Raw genomic sequence first — 17,977 nt, 5'->3', positions numbered from 1 at the left:
GGTTCCGGAAAGCTTTCAGCTTTGGGCCAGTTATTAAAACCCCTTTTGATTTGTTAAAACACCTTGCGGTCTGGCAACTGCAAGGGTTAAACAAGAAATCAAAAGGGGGTCCCAATGGGGGACGAAAAGAGCTTAGCGCACACCCGATGGAACTGTAAATATCACATAGTTTTTGCGCCCAAATACCGAAGACAAGCATTCTACGGGGAGAAACGTAGGGCGATAGGCAGCATCTTAAGAAAGCTGTGTGAGTGGAAAAACGTGCGGATCCTGGAAGCGGAATGCTGTGCAGATCATATCCATATGCTTGTGGAAATCCCGCCCAAAATGAGCGTATCCGGTTTTATGGGTTATCTGAAAGGTAAAAGCAGTCTGATGTTGTATGAGCAGTTTGGTGATATGAAGTTTAAATACAGGAACAGGGAGTTCTGGTGTCGTGGGTATTACGTAGATACGGTGGGTAAGAACACAGCAAGGATACAGGAATACATAAAGCACCAGCTTGCAGAGGATAAAATGGGCGAGCAGTTATCGATCCCTTATCCGGGTAGCCCGTTTACGGGCCGTAAGTAACGAAGTCTGATGCAAATGTCAGATCGTATGCGCCTGTTAGGGCGCGGCTGGTAACAGAGCCTTATAGGCGCATCAGAAAAACCTCCGGCTATGCCGGAGGATATTTATTTAGCTTATTGGTGGGTGGCGGCTTTCATCGCGCTGACAAACGCTTTCAGCTCAGCCAGCATCTGTTCCGGTGCCGCAACATTTTTCTCAATGATTTTCACAATTGCCGAGCCGGAAATTGCACCGGCAGCACCGGCTTCAATAGCACCAGCGACCTGTTCAGGCGCAGAAATACCAAAGCCCTGTAAAGAAGGTGGCGCACCATATTGTTTCAGCTTTTCAACCAGATGATGCAGCGGTAATGCCGCACGATTTTCGGCACCGGTCACGCCTGCACGTGAAAGCAGATAAGTGTAGCCACGACCATAAGAGGCAATCTGGCGTAGCAGTTCTTCATCAGCGTTCGGCGGGCAGATGAAAATTGGTGCAATATTGTGACGGAGCGCTGCAGTTCTGAATGGTGCAGACTCTTCAACGGGAACATCGGCCACTAACACAGAATCCACACCCACTTTTTCGCACTGGGCGTAAAACTCGTCAATGCCCTTGCTGAAGACCAGGTTGGCATACATCAGCAACCCAATGGGAATCGTCGGATGCTTCTGGCGAATCAGCGCCAGCATTTCAAAGCATTGCGACGGTGTAACGCCGGCGGCAAACGCACGCAGGGTGGCTTCCTGAATAGTTGGGCCATCTGCCAGCGGATCGGAGAACGGAATGCCGAGCTCAAGCGCGTCGGCACCGGCTTCAATCAGCGTATCAATGATTTTCAGTGACTGTTCAACAGACGGATCGCCCAGGGTTACGAAGGGGACAAAAGCGCCTTCTTTGCGGTCCTTCAACTGTGCAAACAGGTTTTCGTAACGTTCCATCAGATTTCCCCTCGCGCTTTCAAAATATCGTGTACGGTGAAAATGTCTTTGTCGCCGCGACCGGAGAGATTAACCACCAGCAACTGCTCTTTTTCTGGATTCTCACGCATCATTTTCAACGCGTGCGCCAGGGCATGGGAGGACTCCAGTGCCGGGATAATTCCCTCGTGCAGACACAGCGTTTTGAAGGCTTCCAGTGCTTCATCATCGGTGATTGAAACATAATCGGCGCGACCAATGCTGTTCAGGTATGCATGCTGTGGCCCGACCGATGGGAAGTCCAGCCCTGCAGAAATAGAGTAAGACTCTTCAATCTGTCCTTCTTCAGTCTGCATCATTGGGGACTTCATGCCGAAGTATATCCCGACACGACCATGCTTCAACGGCGCGCCGTGTTCTCCAGACTCAATCCCGTGACCGCCTGGCTCTACGCCAATCAGACCTACGCTGGTTTCATTAATAAAATCGGCGAACATCCCGATGGCGTTAGAACCGCCGCCCACGCAGGCGATAACGGCGTCCGGCAGACGGCCTTCTTTTTCCAGAATCTGCGCCTTGGTTTCTTCACCGATCATGCGCTGGAACTCACGCACAATGGTCGGGAAGGGGTGCGGACCAGCCGCCGTACCGAGCATGTAGTGCGCGGTATCGTAGCTGCCAGACCAGTCGCGAAGCGCTTCGTTACAGGCATCTTTCAGCGTTGCGGAACCGCTGTGAACGGGGATAACTTCAGCGCCCATCAAACGCATACGGAAAACGTTAGGCGACTGACGTTCAACATCTTTCGCGCCCATATAAATACGGCATTTCAACCCCAGCAGCGCGCTGGCGAGAGCAGATGCAACACCGTGCTGACCCGCGCCTGTTTCGGCGATGATTTCCGTTTTACCCATGCGCTTCGCCAGTAACGCCTGACCCAGCACCTGGTTGGTTTTGTGCGCGCCGCCGTGCAGTAAGTCTTCACGCTTGAGATACAGCGTCGTGTTGGTGCCTTGAGTAATGTTCTGGCACTTGGTCAGTGCGGTTGGGCGACCCGCATAGTTTTTCAGCAGATCTGTAAACTGCGCCTGAAATTCAGGATCCTTTTGTGCGCTGACAAAAGCTTCTTCCAGCTGGCGCAGGGCAGGCATCAGAATCTGTGGCACATACATACCGCCAAATTCACCAAAGTACGGATTGAGTAATGTTGTCATGTCCTTTTCCTTAATATGCGCGCAGCGTCTGAAAGACCGAAGCCAGAAGACGTGCATCTTTGATGCCCGGCTGTGACTCTACGCCAGAATTGAAATCGAGACCGGCACAGCCGGTTTTTGCCGCGTCAACGCAGTTATCTGCGCCGAGTCCGCCAGCCAGTAAAACGTTATCCAGCGATTGTCCGCCTAAAAGTGACCAGTCGAAGCGTTGACCGCTGCCGCCCTGGCCGTTGTCGAAGACGTATTTATCGACATGCTGATAATCACGGGCTGGCAACGTCTCGCTGACGCTGAGTGCCTTCCAGATTTGCACCTGTGCGGGCAGTAAGTCGCGCAGGGCGTCAACATAGGACTGGTCTTCGTTACCGTGCAGTTGCACGGCAGTTAGTCCCAGCTCCGCCGCTGTTGCGCTCACGTCGGTAATATCTGAGTTGCGAAACACCCCGACGTATTGCAGCGGCGCGCCGGTCATGACCTCTCGCGCTTGTTCAACGTTGACCGCGCGCGGTGATGTGGGGACAAAAATCAAGCCGCCGTAAATGGCACCCGCTTCGTATGCCGCATTTGCATCCTGAGCCCGGGTTAAACCGCAGACTTTATTCTCGCCGAGCAGTACGCGACGCACGGCGACGTGCAGATCAGCATGCGACATCAGCGCGGAGCCAATCAGAAAACCGTTGGCGAAGTGGCTGAGCTCGCGCACCTGACCGTAAGTATTGATGCCGGACTCACTGATGACGGTCACACCGTGCCCTAGTCGCGGCGCCAGTTGACGGGTGCGATTCAGATCAATCGACAGATCGCGTAAGTCACGGTTGTTGATACCAACGACTTTGGCGCCCAGTGCGATAGCACGCTCCAGCTCTTCTTCGTTACTGACTTCGGTCAGTACGCCCATTTTCAGGCTGTGGGCGACGGCGGCGAGTTGACGATATTGCTCATCATCGAGCACCGACAGCATCAGCAAACAGGCGTCCGCCTGGTAGAAACGCGCCAGGTAAATCTGGTAAGGATCGATAATAAAGTCCTTACACAGAATCGGCTGCGGTGCGATGCGGCTGACAATAGGCAGGAAATCAAAGCTCCCCTGGAAATACTTCTCATCGGTCAGTACGGAGATCGCGGAAGCATAATGTTTATAGATGCTCGCAATCTGTGCCGGGTCGAAGTCATCACGGATCACGCCTTTTGATGGAGATGCTTTTTTGCATTCCAGAATAAAGGCGGTGCGTGCACCTTGCAGCGCATCGTAGAAATCACGTGAGCCAGGCTGAACATCATTTTGAAAGCTGGCCAGCGGTTGTTGCTGTTTGCGGGCTTCTACCCAAATCGCCTTGTCTGCGACAATTTTCGCTAAAACGGTTTGCATCATTTACCCTCTTGCTGCCAGTGCAGTGACGCGGTCATAGGCCGCACCGCTACGCAGTACATTAATCACGGTTTGCGCATTGGCTTTTAAATCTTCTTCACCGTGCAGGCGCATTAACATGGCGACATTCGCGGCAACAGCAGCTTCATGAGCGGCTTCACCTTTACCTTGTAACAAGCGACTAAGAATGTCACGGTTTTCTTCCGGCGTGCCGCCAGCCAGCTGTTCCTGGTGGTAAGGCGTCAAACCAAAGTCTTCTGCCGTCAGTTGATAACTCTTGATTTCCCCATCGTGCAGCTCTGCCACAATGGTCGGCGCATGCAGCGAAACTTCGTCCATGCCACCACTGTGCACCACGGCTGCTCGTTGATATCCCAGCACGCGCAGCGTTTCAGCAATCGGTAGCACCAGTTCCGGGCTGTAAACGCCGATCAGCGCCAGCGGCGGATGCGCCGGGTTAATCAACGGGCCGAGCACGTTAAACAGCGTGCGGGTTTTCAGCTGCTGGCGTACCGGCATGGCATGGCGAAAACCGGTGTGATATTTCGGCGCAAACAGGAAGCACACCCCGAGGTCGTCTAGCGCCTGACGGGATTTATCAGCGTTCATATCCAGATTGATGCCAAATGCCGCTAACAGATCCGAAGAGCCAGACTTGCTGGAGACACTGCGGTTGCCGTGTTTGGCAACTTTCAGTCCGCAAGCCGCCGCAACAAAGGCGCTGGCGGTAGAAATATTGATGCTGTTGCTGCCGTCGCCGCCGGTACCGACAATATCGGCAAACAGATAATCAGGGCGCGGGAACGGGGCGGCGTTTTCCAGCAGCGCGGTTGCCGCACCGGCAATTTCATTCGGGTGTTCGCCACGAATTTTCATGCTCACCAGCGCTGCAGCCAGTTGTTCCGGCTTCAGTTCACCGCGAACGACTGCGGAAAACAGCTGGTGACTTTCCTGCTGGGACAGCGTCAGGGCCTGATACAGTTTCTCCAGAATGGGTTGCAGCGTATTGGTTTGTTCAAGCTTCTGTTGCGCCCAGGCCAGCGTTTGTTCCAGCAAACGCGCGCCCTGGGTGGTCAGAATTGATTCCGGATGGAACTGGAAGCCGCAGACGCGATCGGTATCGTGACGCACCGCCATCACCATGCCGTTAAAGTGGGCGTTAATGGTCAACCCAGCAGGTACGTTGCTGCCAACCAGTGAATGATAGCGTGCCACCGGCAGCGGATTCGCCAGACCAGCAAACATCGCCTGACCGTCGTGTTCAATGCTGGACGCTTTGCCGTGCAGGATCTCTCCGGCCTGGCCCACATATCCACCATAGGCTTCAACAATGGCCTGGTGTCCCAGACAAATACCGATGATTGGCAGCTTGCCGCGCAAACGGGTTAACAGCTCCGGCATGCAACCCGCTTCGCTTGGCGCGCCTGGTCCTGGAGAAAGCATCAGCACCGGATTTTTCATGGTTGCTAAGCGGTCAATCAACGTCTGGGCCGGAATATGGTTGCGGTAAATCACCACGTTGTGACCATTAGTACGCAGCTGATCCGCCAGGTTATAGGTAAAAGAATCGATGTTATCAAGCAGCAGAATGTCAGCCATTAGAAGGTCTCCTGTGCGTGGTGCGCGGTAGCGATAGCACGCAGAACCGCGCGCGCTTTATTACGGGTTTCATCGGCTTCAGACTGCGGTACAGAATCCAGAACAATCCCGGCACCGGCTTGTACGGTGGCAATACCGTCTTCCACGAGGGCGGAGCGAATGACAATACAGGTATCTAGATCGCCATGCGCCGTGAAGTAACCTACCGCACCGCCGTAACTGCCACGGCGACGACCCTCTGCCTCGGCGATAAGCTGCATGGCGCGAACTTTTGGCGCTCCGCTTAACGTGCCCATATTCATACAGGCGCGGTAAGCGTGCAGCACATCCAGATCGCTACGTAGTTCGCCGACCACGCGCGAAACCAGGTGCATAACGAAGGAGTAACGATCGACCTTGGTGAGGTCAGCAACATAGCGGCTGCCAGGCGTACAGATGCGCGCCAGGTCGTTACGCGCAAGGTCAACCAGCATCAGGTGCTCAGAAAGCTCTTTATGGTCGGTACGCATCTCCAGCTCGATACGGCTGTCGAGATCGCGATCAAGCGAACCGTCCGCACGACGACCGCGCGGGCGAGTACCAGCAATCGGGTAGATCTCAATCTGGCGGCTGGTGGCATCGTATTTCAGCGAGCTTTCCGGGGAGGCGCCAAACAGCGTGAAATCGTTGTCCTGCATGAAAAACATGTATGGGCTGGGGTTACTTTTCTTCAGCACATAGTAGGCCGCCAGCGGAGATGGGCAGGGCAGCGAGAAACGGCGGGATGGCACCACCTGGAAAATTTCGCCCGCGCGAATCGCTTTTTGCATGCCACGAACTACGGCGCCAAACTCTTCATCGCTCTGATTGCACTCGCAGCGCATCTGCGGGACTTCAGTGACCGGCAACGGCGGCGCAGGCTCGGTAAGCTGCTGGCTCAATTGCGCCAGACGAGCATTAAGTCGCTGTTTTTCCGCATCATTGGGGGTAAAAATACTGGCCTGAATACGGGTGCTTTTTGTCTGGTGGTCGATAACCATCAGCGTTTCTGCCAGATAGAAGCAGTAGTCAGGGCAACGGTTGCCCGCTTCAAGCTGAGGTAAATCTTCAAAACCGGCAACCAGATCGTAAGAAAACAGACCGCCGAAGAACATCGCTTCACGTTCTTGCGCTGGAACATTAACCAGCTCCTGCAATAAACGGAATGCATCAAATACGGACAGGGAGCATAAGCGGGCGTCTTCATCGAGCAGAGGGCTGACGGCAGGGAATCGCAGATGACGACCATTCGGCTGTTGTTCGTTCTCAACGCCAGCGGGCAGGGCAACATCCAGCAGCGACAGCAGCGATGCGCCGTTTGCGGACAATGCCTGAATAGTGACAGTGTCACCGAGAGCGGTAATGCGTAATGCGCTGTCGACCAGCAGCAGGCTCTTCAGATCGTCTTTGCTGTCGATATCTGCAGATTCCAGCAGCAGTGTTGCTGGACGTGCGCCACACACTTGATGAAACAGCGCCGTCGGATTCTCACGGTAGGCGGCATCGCAGGCAAGCAGTTCGAGTGTCGGTTTTTGAGTTTGCATCGTTATTCTCATTAATTTTGTTCAAAAAAAAGCCCGCTCATTTGGCGGGCCGGGTATCTGGTTGCATATTGCAGACGTAAGACACTGCCCGAAATCAGGAAGTGCGCCACCAACCGTGCAGAACAAATGTTGCTTTCATCTCAGATACCTTCTTCATGTGAACTTGCGTACTAGTTAACTAGTTCGATGGAATAAAGTCAACACCTGATTTCAGTATATTTGTCGAAACCGCTATGATGGGCGTGATACGACATTTATTGAAACGGGAGCCGCCTTGAGCGACACGAATTACGCAGTGATTTATGACCTGCACAGTCATACTACAGCCTCCGATGGGCGATTAACGCCAGAAGCCTTAGTACACCGTGCGGTAGAGATGCGAGTCGGTACACTGGCGATCACCGATCATGACACCACGGCCGGCATTGCGGCGGCAAGAGAAGAAATTTCACGTTCAGGTTTAGCCTTAAATTTGATCCCTGGCGTCGAGATATCAACGGTCTGGGAAAACCATGAGATCCATATAGTGGGTCTGAACATTGATATCGCCCATCCCATGATGTGTGAGTTTCTGGCGCAACAAACGGAACGTCGTCAGCAGCGTGCACGCCTGATTGCCGAACGACTCGACAAAGCGCATATCCCCGGCGCTTGGGAAGGGGCGTTACGCCTGGCCGATGGCGGGGCGGTTACGCGGGGCCATTTTGCGCGTTTCCTGATGGAATGTGGAAAAGCCACAACCATGGCGGATGTCTTTAAAAAATATCTTGCCCGTGGGAAAACCGGTTACGTTCCGCCACAGTGGTGTACAATAGAACAAGCTATTGATGTCATTCATCATTCTGGCGGTAAGGCTGTTCTGGCTCATCCTGGGCGGTACGATCTTAGCGCTAAGTGGCTGAAAAGACTGGTTGCACATTTTGCTGAACATCGCGGCGACGCGATGGAAGTAGCACAGTGCCAGCAGTCTCCCAATGAACGCACCCATCTGGCGACGCTTGCGCGTTCGCATCAACTGTGGGCATCGCAAGGGTCTGATTTTCATCTACCCTGCCCATGGATTGAGTTGGGCCGTAAACTTTGGTTGCCCGCAGGCGTAGAAGGCGTCTGGCAACTTTGGGAGCAGCCCGCGATCACAGAGAGGAAAGTATGAGTCAGTTTTTTTATATTCATCCCGAAAACCCGCAGCAGCGACTGATCAATCAGGCCGTTGAAATCGTGCGTAAAGGTGGGGTGATCGTCTATCCAACCGATTCCGGCTATGCGTTGGGCTGCAAAATTGAAGATAAAGGCGCCATGGAGCGCATTTGCCGCATCCGTCATCTGCCGGACGGGCACAACTTTACGCTGATGTGTCGTGACCTGTCCGAACTGTCGACCTATTCTTTTGTCGACAACGTGGCATTCCGTTTAATTAAAAACAACACGCCGGGTAACTACACCTTCATCCTGAAAGGGACGAAAGAAGTTCCGCGCCGTTTGTTGCAGGAAAAACGTAAGACCATCGGCCTGCGTGTGCCATCGAATCCGATTGCGCTGGCGCTGCTGGAAGCACTGGGCGAGCCGATGCTCTCTACATCGCTGATGCTGCCGGGCAGTGAATTTACTGAGTCAGACCCGGAAGAGATTAAAGACCGTCTGGAAAAACTGGTGGATTTGATTATCCACGGTGGCTATCTCGGTCAGCAGCCGACCACGGTCATCGATTTAACCGACGATTCCCCGGTGGTGTTGCGTGAAGGCGTCGGCGACGTTAAACCTTTCTTATAAGGGCGCGAACCGCTATACTACGCGGCCTTAAAATGGCGCTGACTGGCGCCGTTGATTCTCCTGTTCGACGCCTGTGAAGGCGACATCTAAAGGAAGCTCTATGAGCGAAAAGTTACAAAAAGTGCTGGCGCGCGCTGGCCACGGTTCTCGCCGTGAAATCGAATCTATTATTGCCGCGGGTCGCGTGAGCGTTGATGGCAAAATTGCCACGCTCGGCGATCGCGTTGAAGTCACTCCGGGTCTGAAAATCCGTATCGACGGTCATCTGATTTCGGTTAAAGAGTCTGCAGAGCAAATCTGCCGCGTTCTGGCCTATTACAAGCCAGAAGGTGAACTGTGTACCCGCAACGACCCGGAAGGTCGTCCGACCGTGTTCGATCGTTTGCCAAAACTGCGTGATGCGCGCTGGATTGCCGTAGGGCGTCTGGACGTGAATACCTGCGGTTTACTGCTGTTTACCACCGATGGTGAACTGGCTAACCGTCTGATGCACCCAAGCCGTGAAGTCGAACGTGAATATGCGGTACGTGTGTTTGGTCAGGTTGATGATGCAAAACTGCGCGATCTGAGTCGTGGCGTACAGCTGGAAGATGGTCCGGCGGCATTTAAAACGATCAAGTTTAGCGGTGGTGAAGGGATCAACCAGTGGTATAACGTCACGCTGACCGAAGGGCGTAACCGTGAAGTCCGTCGCCTGTGGGAAGCTGTAGGTGTACAGGTAAGCCGTCTTATTCGTGTTCGTTACGGTGATATCCCGCTGCCGAAAGGCCTGCCGCGTGGTGGCTGGACAGAGCTTGACCTCGCGCAAACCAACTATCTGCGTGAACTGGTGGAACTGAAGCCGGAAACGACATCTAAAGTTGCCGTCGAGAAAGATCGTCGTCGCATGAAGGCAAATCAGATCCGTCGTGCGGTGAAGCGGCACTCACAGGTCGGTAGCAGCCGTCGTCCGGGTGGTCGTAGCAACAACGGTTAATTATGAGTGGGCCTGATAAGCAAAGCGCCATCAGGCCTTAGCGTGGAGCCGGATGCGGCGCAAGCGCCTTATCCGGCCTACTGTCAGTAATCAATCCCTATCTGGGCCTTCACGCCCGCTTCAAACGCATGCTTGACCGGGCGCAACTCGCTGACCGTATCCGCTAACTCCAGAATATCGCGATGACATCCACGGCCGGTGATAATCACCGTTTGATGGGCAGGGCGCGCGTTTAGGGCAGTGATGACCTCTTCAAGCGGCAGATAGTCGTATGCCACCATATAGGTCAGCTCGTCCAGCACCACCATATCCAGTTTATCGTCGGCCAGCATCCGCTTACCGTGTTCCCACACGGCCATACAGGCCGCGGTGTCGGACTCACGGTTTTGCGTTTCCCAGGTAAATCCTGTCGCCATAACCTGAAACTCTACGCCGTGGGGTTCAAGTAAGTTACGTTCTCCGTTTGGCCACGTACCTTTAATAAATTGTACGACGCCGACTTTTTTACCGTGGCCCACCGCGCGCGTGGCGGTACCGAATGCGGCGGTGGTTTTACCCTTACCATTTCCAGTGAATACGATGATGATCCCGCGCTCGTCCGTAGCGGCGGCAACGCGTGCGTCAACCCGATCTTTTACGCGCTGTTGACGTTGTTGATAGCGTTCTTCACTCATTGGGCAATTCCTGGTTTACGGCCCGGCTGGGCGTCAAAAGTCATACCGGTTTTACGGCGGCTGTCATCGCCCATCAGCCACAGGTAGAGCGGCATAATATCGGCGGGAGTTTTCAATTTTTGTGGATCTTCCGTGGGGAATGCGCTGGCTCGCATGCCAGTTCGTGTTCCACCAGGATTGATACAGTTTACGCGCAGATGACGGTTTTGATACTCATCAGCCAGAACCTGCATCATCCCTTCGGTAGCAAATTTTGAGGTGGCATACGCCCCCCAATTGGCGCGTCCCTGGCGGCCAACGCTGGAAGAGGTAAAGACCAGCGATCCGGCATCGGATTTGAGTAACAACGGCAGCAATGCCTGAGTCAGCATAAAAGTGGCATTCACATTTACCTGCATCACATCCTGCCAGACCTGCGGGTTTTGTTCACTCATTGGGCAAATATCGCCGAGTAATCCGGCGTTATGCAGTACGCCATCCAGACGTGGGAAATGTGCGGCAATGCGCTGTGCAAGCTGGTGACATTCTTCAGAGGTACAGGTCAGTAAATCCAGTGTAAACCACTGTGGTTGTGTTCCGTTTTCATCGGCGATAGTGCGGGCAACCTGACGCAGTTTTTCTTCGTTACGCCCAAGCAGGATAACGGTCGCGCCATAGCGTGCATAGGTCTGCGCGGCTTCGCGTCCGATACCATCGCTGGCACCGGTGACAAGAATAATGCGGCCCTGTAAAAGGTCTTGTTTAGGTTGGTAATGCACGGCTACTCCTCGGCGACGCCCTGGCCATCTCGTTCGCAATAACTTTTGGGCTTTATGCCTTAAACCCTGTTCTTTTTCAATCAGCCAAAGGCAATAACACCGCAAAATGAACGCTTTGTCATGCTTTTTACTGATTCAGCACTGGATGTATGAAGCAAGACGAGGTGACACGCCTGTTGTACACTGAGCGGAAGTCGCGTTGTTTAACCAAGGTGGGTCTCGTGGAATTGTTGTCTGAATATGGGCTGTTTTTGGCAAAAATTGTCACTGTCGTGGTGGCTATTGCAGTGGTGGTGATGCTGATCGTAAACGCGACACAACGCAAACGTCAGCGTGGGGAATTGCGGGTTATTAACCTCAGCGATCAATATAAAGAGATGAAGGAAGACCTGTCGCTGGCCTTATTGGATGGGCATCAGCAAAAATTCTGGCATAAGGCGCAGAAAAAGAAACAGAAGCTGGAGGCGAAGGCTGCCAAGGCAAAAGCAAAACTGGGTGACAGTACGTCATCAGATAAACCTCGTGTATGGGTGCTTGATTTTAAAGGCAGTATGGATGCCCATGAGGTCAGCGCATTACGCGAAGAGGTGACGGCGGTGCTGGCGGTTGTTAAACCTCAGGATCAGGTGGTGGTTCGTCTGGAAAGCCCGGGCGGTGTGGTACATGGTTATGGCCTGGCTGCGTCCCAGTTACAACGCCTGCGCGATAAGCAGATCCCACTGACCGTCACGGTAGATAAAGTCGCTGCGAGCGGCGGATATATGATGGCCTGCGTGGCAGATAAAATTGTTTCGGCGCCGTTTGCTATCGTCGGCTCAATTGGCGTGGTGGCGCAGATCCCGAACTTTAACCGCTTCCTGAAAGGGAAAGATATTGATATCGAACTGCACACCGCCGGACAGTACAAGCGTACGCTGACGCTGCTTGGCGAGAACACGGAAGAAGGGCGGCAGAAATTCCGTGAAGATCTGAATGAAACACATCATTTGTTTAAAGATTTTGTCCATCGTATGCGCCCGACTCTGGACATTGAGCAGGTTGCCACGGGTGAACACTGGTTTGGTCAACAGGCGCTGGCAAATGGGCTGGTGGATGAGATCAACACCAGCGATGAGGTGATCCTCGGGCTGATGGAAGGTCGTGAAGTGTTGAACGTTCGCTATCTGCAGCGTAAAAAGCTGATGGATCGTTTTACCGGTAGTGCGGCGGAGAGCGCCGATCGTTTGCTGATGCGCTGGTGGCCGCGGGGGCAGAAGCCACTGATGTAAAATTGTCATTGCCGGATAGCGATGCTCACATATCCTATCCGGCCTACAAATAAGCATCAATGTAGGCTGGATAAGGTGTTGCCGCCATCCGGCAAATTATTTCTCGAGTTAATCGATCAAGTGATACTTTTCAGAAAGTACGTGCGCCAGGTGTTTAAACATATTAAACACAGCCGTACTTTTGGGCGTTGGTAGCCCTTGCTCGTCTAAAAAGTAATCTCCGCTGAAAACCAGCACGCCGTTTCGCTGCGTAACGCCGGTGGCGACAATCCCCGCCAGCGTGTCCTCATGCTCACGAATGATTTTGTTGGCTTCAATCAGCAGTGTTTCGCGATCGATGGGTTGAGTGTCTTTATGCATGATTTACTCCTTAAACAAGGACATTAGTCTACGCTGAGCCCGCCTTATGGGCAAATATTCCCTGACATAAATGAAGGTTTTACGACAGTGTTACAACTGGCGAGATTTGTTTTTGCATGCTAATAAAGTTGCGTAACGCATTTTATCAGGTACAGTGTGACGCTTTCGTCAATCTGGCAACAGATTTGCTTGACATTCGACCAATACTTCGTCGTGCTAGAGCGTTTGTGAGAAAAAAAGCCTGTTAACTCAGTTACATGAGAGTTACATTACAAGCGCGAAACAGTTTAAGGGGTTGATATCCGCCGACGCAGAGACCATATCGATGTCTCGTCGCCAGTGGAAGGTGAATCAACGTGCGACGCATTCTGGAAGAATCAAATTAGGTAAAGGTGAATATGGGTAAAGCTCTTGTCATCGTTGAGTCCCCGGCAAAAGCCAAAACGATCAACAAGTATCTGGGTAATGACTACGTGGTGAAATCCAGCGTCGGTCATATCCGTGATTTGCCGACCAGTGGCTCAGCAACTAAAAAGAGCGCCGACTCAACCTCCACCAAAACGGCTAAAAAGCCCAAAAAGGATGAACGTGGCGCTCTCGTCAACCGTATGGGTGTTGACCCGTGGCACAACTGGGATGCGCGCTATGAAGTGCTGCCTGGTAAAGAGAAAGTTGTTTCTGAACTGAAGCAACTGGCTGAAAAAGCCGACCACATCTATCTCGCAACCGACCTTGACCGCGAAGGGGAAGCCATTGCATGGCACCTGCGGGAAGTCATCGGTGGCGACGACACCCGCTACAGCCGCGTGGTGTTTAACGAAATTACCAAAAATGCTATTCGCCAGGCGTTTGAAAAACCGGGCGAGTTGAACATCGATCGTGTTAATGCGCAACAGGCGCGCCGCTTTATGGACCGTGTTGTGGGCTATATGGTGTCGCCACTGCTGTGGAAAAAAATTGCGCGTGGTCTGTCTGCCGGTCGCGTACAGTCTGTGGCTGTGCGTCTGGTGGTTGAGCGTGAACGCGAAATCAAAGCATTTGTTCCAGAAGAGTTCTGGGAAATTGATGCTAATACGACCACGCCGGGCGGTGACGCGTTGCCGCTTGAGGTGACGCATCAAAATGATAAACCGTTCCGTCCTGTAAATCGGGAACAAACGCTTGCCGCGGTTAGCCTGTTGGAAAAAGCGCGCTATAGCGTCCTGGAACGTGAAGATAAACCGACCAGCAGCAAGCCGAGCGCACCGTTCATTACCTCCACGCTACAGCAGGCTGCGAGTACGCGTCTGGGCTTTGGTGTGAAGAAAACCATGATGATGGCGCAGCGCTTGTATGAAGCGGGTTACATCACTTACATGCGTACTGACTCAACCAATCTGAGCCAGGATGCTGTCACCATGGTTCGCGATTACATCAGTGATAATTTTGGCAAAAAATATTTGCCGGAGAGCGCGAACCAGTACGCCAGCAAAGAGAACTCGCAGGAAGCACACGAAGCTATCCGTCCTTCCGATGTCGCCGTACTGGCGGAGTCGCTGAAAGATATGGAAGCCGATGCGCAAAAACTGTATCAGCTGATCTGGCGCCAGTTTGTTGCTTGTCAGATGACGCCAGCGAAATATGACTCTACCACCCTGACCGTGGGTGCGGGTGATTTCCGTCTGAAAGCGCGTGGTCGTATTCTGCGCTTCGATGGTTGGACCAAAGTGATGCCAGCGCTGCGTAAGGGCGATGAAGATCGCATCTTACCGGCGGTGGATAAAGGCGATACCTTGACGCTTATCGAGCTGACACCTGCGCAGCATTTCACCAAGCCGCCTGCGCGCTTCAGTGAAGCTTCGCTGGTTAAAGAGCTTGAAAAGCGTGGCATTGGTCGTCCATCCACCTATGCGTCGATCATCTCTACGATTCAGGATCGCGGTTATGTTCGCGTTGAAAACCGTCGCTTCTACGCTGAAAAAATGGGTGAAATCGTCACCGATCGTCTGGAAGAAAACTTCCGCGAACTGATGAACTACGATTTTACCGCGCAGATGGAAGACAGCCTCGACCAGGTGGCGAATCACGAAGCCGAATGGAAGGGCGTACTCGACAACTTCTTCACTGATTTTACTCAGCAGTTAGATAAAGCCGAGAAAGATCCTGAAGAAGGCGGTATGCGTCCGAACCAGATGGTGCTGACCAGCATTGATTGCCCGACCTGCGGACGCAAGATGGGTATTCGTACCGCCAGTACCGGCGTTTTCCTTGGTTGCTCCGGCTACGCACTTTCCCCGAAAGAGCGTTGCAAAACCACCATTAACCTGGTGCCGGAAAACGAAGTATTGAACGTGCTGGAAGGCGATGACGCGGAAACGAACGCATTGCGCGCCAAACGCCGCTGCCAGAAGTGCGGTACAGCAATGGACAGTTATCTCATCGATCCTAAGCGTAAATTGCATGTGTGTGGTAATAACCCAACCTGCGACGGCTACGAGATCGAAGAGGGTGAATTCCGTATCAAGGGTTATGACGGTCCTATCGTAGAGTGCGAAAAATGTGGTTCTGAAATGCACCTGAAAATGGGACGTTTCGGCAAGTACATGGCGTGTACTAACGACGAGTGTAAAAACACCCGTAAGATCCTGCGTAACGGTGAAGTTGCTCCGCCGAAAGAAGATCCGGTTCCGCTGCCGGAACTGCCGTGTGAAAAATCTGACGCGTATTTCGTGTTACGTGATGGTGCTGCAGGTATCTTCCTGGCGGCCAATACGTTCCCGAAATCACGTGAGACTCGTGCGCCGTTGGTGGAAGAGTTGTACCGCTTCCGCGATCGCCTGCCGGAAAAACTGCGTTATCTGGCAGATGCGCCGCAAACTGACCCGGATGGTAACAAGTCTATGGTTCGTTTCAGCCGTAAAACCAAGCAGCAATACGTTGCCGCTGAGAAAGACGGTAAGGCGACTGGCTGGTCCGCGTTCTTCGTTGACGGTAAATGGGTAGAAGGGAAGAAATAACAGCGTTTCGGCTGAATTTCTCCTCAAAGGGTCGCGTAAACGGCCCTTTTTGTTTCTGGCATATTATTTTTTGTCATACCTATACAGCGTTCATATAAATGATATAGTGGTTATAGTTAACAGACTTTTTATTATTAAATCGTATTAGCAGCGCCCACGAGCCTGCACTGAAACGATGATTTGATGGCGCGAATCGGGATGGCATAACATGAAATTACAGCAGCTTCGCTACATTGTTGAGGTGGTGAACCACAACCTTAATGTCTCCTCAACGGCGGAAGGGCTTTATACCTCTCAGCCCGGTATCAGTAAGCAAGTTCGTATGCTGGAAGATGAACTTGGCATCCAGATTTTCGCCCGTAGTGGTAAGCATCTGACCCAGGTTACGCCAGCGGGGCAGGAAGTCATCCGTATTGCGCGCGAAGTACTGTCTAAGGTAGATGCTATTAAGTCCGTTGCTGGCGAACATACCTGGCCGGATAAAGGCTCGCTGTATATCGCCACCACGCACACCCAGGCACGTTACGCTTTGCCGAACGTGATTAAGGGTTTTATTGAGCGATATCCTCGTGTTTCATTGCATATGCATCAGGGATCGCCGACGCAAATTGCCGAAGCCGTCTCGAAAGGGAATGCGGATTTTGCCATCGCGACGGAAGCCCTGCATCTGTATGACGATCTGGTGATGTTACCTTGCTACCACTGGAACCGTTCGATTGTCGTCACGCCGGATCATCCGCTGGCGGGAAAATCCTCGGTTTCTATTGAGGAACTGGCACAGTATCCACTGGTGACCTACACCTTTGGATTTACCGGGCGTTCGGAGCTGGACACCGCGTTTAACCGTGCGGGTCTGGAGCCGCGTATTGTTTTTACCGCGACCGATGCCGATGTTATTAAAACCTATGTCCGTCTGGGTCTCGGCGTGGGTGTAATTGCCAGTATGGCGGTTGATCCTGTTTCCGATCCTGACCTGGTACGTGTGGATGCGCACGATATCTTCAGCCATAGCACCACCAAAATTGGTTTTCGTCGCAGCACCTTCTTACGTAGTTACATGTATGATTTCATTCAACGTTTCGCGCCGCATCTGACGCGTGATGTGGTGGACACGGCGGTGGCGCTGCGTTCCAACGATGATATTGAAGCCATGTTTAAAGATATTAAATTGCCTGAGAAATAATAACGGTTGTTACCTCGTCGGTATCTGTAAGCATAAAGTGATACCGACGGGGGAGTCTGAATTCATTATTTCTCCTCCTATATATTAACCATATATTATTTATGGAAAAAGTTCTCTAAAGTAGTTTCAAATTAGTCAGCTTGCCAAAAATCACTCTCAAATATTCATAATTGATCAAACAATTGATTTATTTATCAGATCGAATCCGAAAATTAACTGGCTTTTTTTCGCCTTTTTTATTAGGATTCCTCCTATCTGATGATTAATTGTACCAATTGTTTGGTGCCTAAATGATAAGTGATTTCGATAGTATGAGGTTAGCGATGCCTTCAGGAAACCAGCCTGCACGCCGGGATCCCGCGATGAAACGTAAAGCCTGGTTCGCCGTGTTTCTTGGCTCTGCGATATTCTGGATTATTGTCGCACTCGTGGCCTGGAACGTGTGGGGGTAAGTATGTCCGCACCGGAGCAGCACTCTACCGTGACGCCAGCGTCTCATGACCATGAGCAAGAGAGCAAAACCGCAGCCGAGAAAGATCCAAAGATACCCGAATCCTGGAATCTTTCTCCTGAACAACGGGCGTTTATTGATCTGTTAACCGATGATGATAAACAGAAACAATAATTCGTACGTATTTTATAATAATAACGATTACCTCGTGGCCTTAAATATCGAATCGTTTATCCCATGTATTCACCATCAGCCACCTAATCAACGTATTATCGATTGCGCTATTGCCTGCTGAATATTCATCCTATTCATCTACACGGCTAGA

Annotated in this window: 18 protein-coding genes and 1 other annotated feature; of the genes, 9 read left to right on the top strand and 9 right to left on the bottom strand. The window is 52.3% G+C overall.

Annotated elements, in window-relative coordinates; all coding sequences use genetic code 11:
• The first annotated feature begins 114 nt into the window (after positions 1 to 114).
• Positions 115 to 573: an IS200/IS605 family transposase gene (gene tnpA / locus OGY08_RS04580; RefSeq protein WP_057069660.1), complete on the top strand. Its 459-nt coding sequence runs from the start codon at positions 115 to 117 to the stop codon at positions 571 to 573.
• A gap of 113 nt (positions 574 to 686) precedes the next feature.
• Here the strand turns inward: tnpA and trpA are convergent, their stop codons facing one another.
• From trpA to trpL, 6 genes are all read right to left on the bottom strand, one after another.
• Positions 687 to 1,493 carry a tryptophan synthase subunit alpha gene (gene trpA / locus OGY08_RS04575; protein ID WP_057067326.1) on the bottom strand — a complete coding sequence of 269 codons (807 nt, stop codon included), beginning with the start codon at positions 1,491 to 1,493 and terminating at the stop codon, positions 687 to 689.
• The gene (gene trpB, locus OGY08_RS04570; RefSeq protein WP_003020645.1) at positions 1,493 to 2,686 is read right to left on the bottom strand and encodes a tryptophan synthase subunit beta; all 1,194 of its coding nucleotides are present in this window, start codon (positions 2,684 to 2,686) and stop codon (positions 1,493 to 1,495) included. Before trpB ends, trpA begins: the two co-directional genes overlap by 1 nt.
• Before the next feature lie 10 nt (positions 2,687 to 2,696).
• Positions 2,697 to 4,055, bottom strand: coding sequence for a bifunctional indole-3-glycerol-phosphate synthase TrpC/phosphoribosylanthranilate isomerase TrpF (gene trpCF, locus OGY08_RS04565; protein WP_032944436.1), 1,359 nt, complete (start codon positions 4,053 to 4,055; stop codon positions 2,697 to 2,699).
• Between the two features lie 3 nt (positions 4,056 to 4,058).
• On the bottom strand, positions 4,059 to 5,654 hold the full coding sequence (trpD, locus tag OGY08_RS04560; protein WP_125363577.1) for a bifunctional anthranilate synthase glutamate amidotransferase component TrpG/anthranilate phosphoribosyltransferase TrpD: 1,596 nt from the start codon (positions 5,652 to 5,654) through the stop codon (positions 4,059 to 4,061).
• Entirely contained in the window at positions 5,654 to 7,216 is a 1,563-nt protein-coding gene (locus OGY08_RS04555; protein ID WP_032943611.1) for an anthranilate synthase component 1, read from the bottom strand. The genes trpD and OGY08_RS04555 overlap by 1 nt, the downstream gene beginning before the upstream one ends.
• 23 nt (positions 7,217 to 7,239) lie before the next feature.
• Positions 7,240 to 7,334: a sequence feature (Trp leader region), on the bottom strand.
• Positions 7,311 to 7,355 carry a trp operon leader peptide gene (trpL, locus tag OGY08_RS04550; protein ID WP_012905981.1) on the bottom strand — a complete coding sequence of 15 codons (45 nt, stop codon included), beginning with the start codon at positions 7,353 to 7,355 and terminating at the stop codon, positions 7,311 to 7,313. It overlaps the preceding feature by 24 nt.
• 135 nt (positions 7,356 to 7,490) lie before the next feature.
• On the opposite strand from trpL, the gene rnm reads away from it, so the two are divergent.
• From rnm to rluB, 3 genes are all read left to right on the top strand, one after another.
• On the top strand, positions 7,491 to 8,369 hold the full coding sequence (rnm, locus tag OGY08_RS04545) for an RNase RNM (RefSeq protein WP_060682125.1): 879 nt from the start codon (positions 7,491 to 7,493) through the stop codon (positions 8,367 to 8,369).
• Entirely contained in the window at positions 8,366 to 8,986 is a 621-nt protein-coding gene (locus OGY08_RS04540; protein ID WP_003833336.1) for an L-threonylcarbamoyladenylate synthase, read from the top strand. The genes rnm and OGY08_RS04540 overlap by 4 nt, the downstream gene beginning before the upstream one ends.
• A 100-nt stretch (positions 8,987 to 9,086) precedes the next feature.
• Positions 9,087 to 9,962, top strand: coding sequence for a 23S rRNA pseudouridine(2605) synthase RluB (gene rluB / locus OGY08_RS04535; RefSeq protein ID WP_003020625.1), 876 nt, complete (start codon positions 9,087 to 9,089; stop codon positions 9,960 to 9,962).
• A gap of 83 nt (positions 9,963 to 10,045) precedes the next feature.
• On the opposite strand, the gene cobO is transcribed toward rluB, so the two are convergent.
• Both cobO and OGY08_RS04525 read right to left on the bottom strand, forming a co-directional pair.
• Positions 10,046 to 10,636 (bottom strand): cob(I)yrinic acid a,c-diamide adenosyltransferase, encoded by a 591-nt coding sequence (gene cobO / locus OGY08_RS04530; RefSeq protein ID WP_032943609.1) that lies wholly within the window; start codon positions 10,634 to 10,636, stop codon positions 10,046 to 10,048.
• Positions 10,633 to 11,394 carry a YciK family oxidoreductase gene (locus OGY08_RS04525; protein WP_008784935.1) on the bottom strand — a complete coding sequence of 254 codons (762 nt, stop codon included), beginning with the start codon at positions 11,392 to 11,394 and terminating at the stop codon, positions 10,633 to 10,635. Before OGY08_RS04525 ends, cobO begins: the two co-directional genes overlap by 4 nt.
• A gap of 221 nt (positions 11,395 to 11,615) precedes the next feature.
• On the opposite strand from OGY08_RS04525, the gene sohB reads away from it, so the two are divergent.
• Positions 11,616 to 12,662: a protease SohB gene (sohB, locus tag OGY08_RS04520; protein ID WP_286565743.1), complete on the top strand. Its 1,047-nt coding sequence runs from the start codon at positions 11,616 to 11,618 to the stop codon at positions 12,660 to 12,662.
• Positions 12,663 to 12,770: 108 nt separating this feature from the next.
• Here the strand turns inward: sohB and OGY08_RS04515 are convergent, their stop codons facing one another.
• Positions 12,771 to 13,022: a YciN family protein gene (locus tag OGY08_RS04515; protein ID WP_003020616.1), complete on the bottom strand. Its 252-nt coding sequence runs from the start codon at positions 13,020 to 13,022 to the stop codon at positions 12,771 to 12,773.
• Positions 13,023 to 13,420: 398 nt separating this feature from the next.
• Here OGY08_RS04515 and topA point away from each other — a divergent pair, with 398 nt between their 5' ends.
• The 4 genes from topA to OGY08_RS04495 all read left to right on the top strand — a co-directional run bounded on the left by topA (position 13,421) and on the right by OGY08_RS04495 (position 17,826).
• The gene (topA, locus tag OGY08_RS04510) at positions 13,421 to 16,018 is read left to right on the top strand and encodes a type I DNA topoisomerase (protein WP_003833325.1); all 2,598 of its coding nucleotides are present in this window, start codon (positions 13,421 to 13,423) and stop codon (positions 16,016 to 16,018) included.
• A gap of 208 nt (positions 16,019 to 16,226) precedes the next feature.
• Positions 16,227 to 17,201: an HTH-type transcriptional regulator CysB gene (gene cysB, locus OGY08_RS04505; protein WP_003020610.1), complete on the top strand. Its 975-nt coding sequence runs from the start codon at positions 16,227 to 16,229 to the stop codon at positions 17,199 to 17,201.
• Between the two features lie 311 nt (positions 17,202 to 17,512).
• Positions 17,513 to 17,653 carry a YmiA family putative membrane protein gene (locus OGY08_RS04500; protein WP_213732144.1) on the top strand — a complete coding sequence of 47 codons (141 nt, stop codon included), beginning with the start codon at positions 17,513 to 17,515 and terminating at the stop codon, positions 17,651 to 17,653.
• Positions 17,654 to 17,655: 2 nt separating this feature from the next.
• On the top strand, positions 17,656 to 17,826 hold the full coding sequence (locus OGY08_RS04495) for a YciX family protein (RefSeq protein WP_164079415.1): 171 nt from the start codon (positions 17,656 to 17,658) through the stop codon (positions 17,824 to 17,826).
• Positions 17,827 to 17,977: the final 151 nt, after the last annotated feature.

Source organism: Citrobacter sp. Cpo069 (assembly GCF_030332785.1).
GTDB lineage: Bacteria > Pseudomonadota > Gammaproteobacteria > Enterobacterales > Enterobacteriaceae > Citrobacter > Citrobacter portucalensis.
The sequence above is the reverse complement of the archived record's forward strand: the minus strand, read 5'-3'. Positions and strand labels throughout refer to the sequence as shown.

Bases quoted from the DNA above. Each gene is read 5' to 3' on its own strand.
- tnpA (WP_057069660.1), top strand. From the start codon at position 115: ATGGGGGACGAAAAGAGCTTAGCGCACACCCGATGGAACTGTAAATAT.
- OGY08_RS04515 (WP_003020616.1), bottom strand. From the start codon at position 13,022: ATGCATAAAGACACTCAACCCATCGATCGCGAAACACTGCTGATTGAA.
- OGY08_RS04540 (WP_003833336.1), top strand. From the start codon at position 8,366: ATGAGTCAGTTTTTTTATATTCATCCCGAAAACCCGCAGCAGCGACTG.
- cysB (WP_003020610.1), top strand. From the start codon at position 16,227: ATGAAATTACAGCAGCTTCGCTACATTGTTGAGGTGGTGAACCACAAC.
- trpCF (WP_032944436.1), bottom strand. From the start codon at position 4,055: ATGCAAACCGTTTTAGCGAAAATTGTCGCAGACAAGGCGATTTGGGTA.
- OGY08_RS04555 (WP_032943611.1), bottom strand. From the start codon at position 7,216: ATGCAAACTCAAAAACCGACACTCGAACTGCTTGCCTGCGATGCCGCC.
- trpD (WP_125363577.1), bottom strand. From the start codon at position 5,654: ATGGCTGACATTCTGCTGCTTGATAACATCGATTCTTTTACCTATAAC.
- OGY08_RS04495 (WP_164079415.1), top strand. From the start codon at position 17,656: ATGTCCGCACCGGAGCAGCACTCTACCGTGACGCCAGCGTCTCATGAC.
- trpB (WP_003020645.1), bottom strand. From the start codon at position 2,686: ATGACAACATTACTCAATCCGTACTTTGGTGAATTTGGCGGTATGTAT.
- cobO (WP_032943609.1), bottom strand. From the start codon at position 10,636: ATGAGTGAAGAACGCTATCAACAACGTCAACAGCGCGTAAAAGATCGG.
- trpA (WP_057067326.1), bottom strand. From the start codon at position 1,493: ATGGAACGTTACGAAAACCTGTTTGCACAGTTGAAGGACCGCAAAGAA.
- OGY08_RS04500 (WP_213732144.1), top strand. From the start codon at position 17,513: ATGAGGTTAGCGATGCCTTCAGGAAACCAGCCTGCACGCCGGGATCCC.
- topA (WP_003833325.1), top strand. From the start codon at position 13,421: ATGGGTAAAGCTCTTGTCATCGTTGAGTCCCCGGCAAAAGCCAAAACG.
- rluB (WP_003020625.1), top strand. From the start codon at position 9,087: ATGAGCGAAAAGTTACAAAAAGTGCTGGCGCGCGCTGGCCACGGTTCT.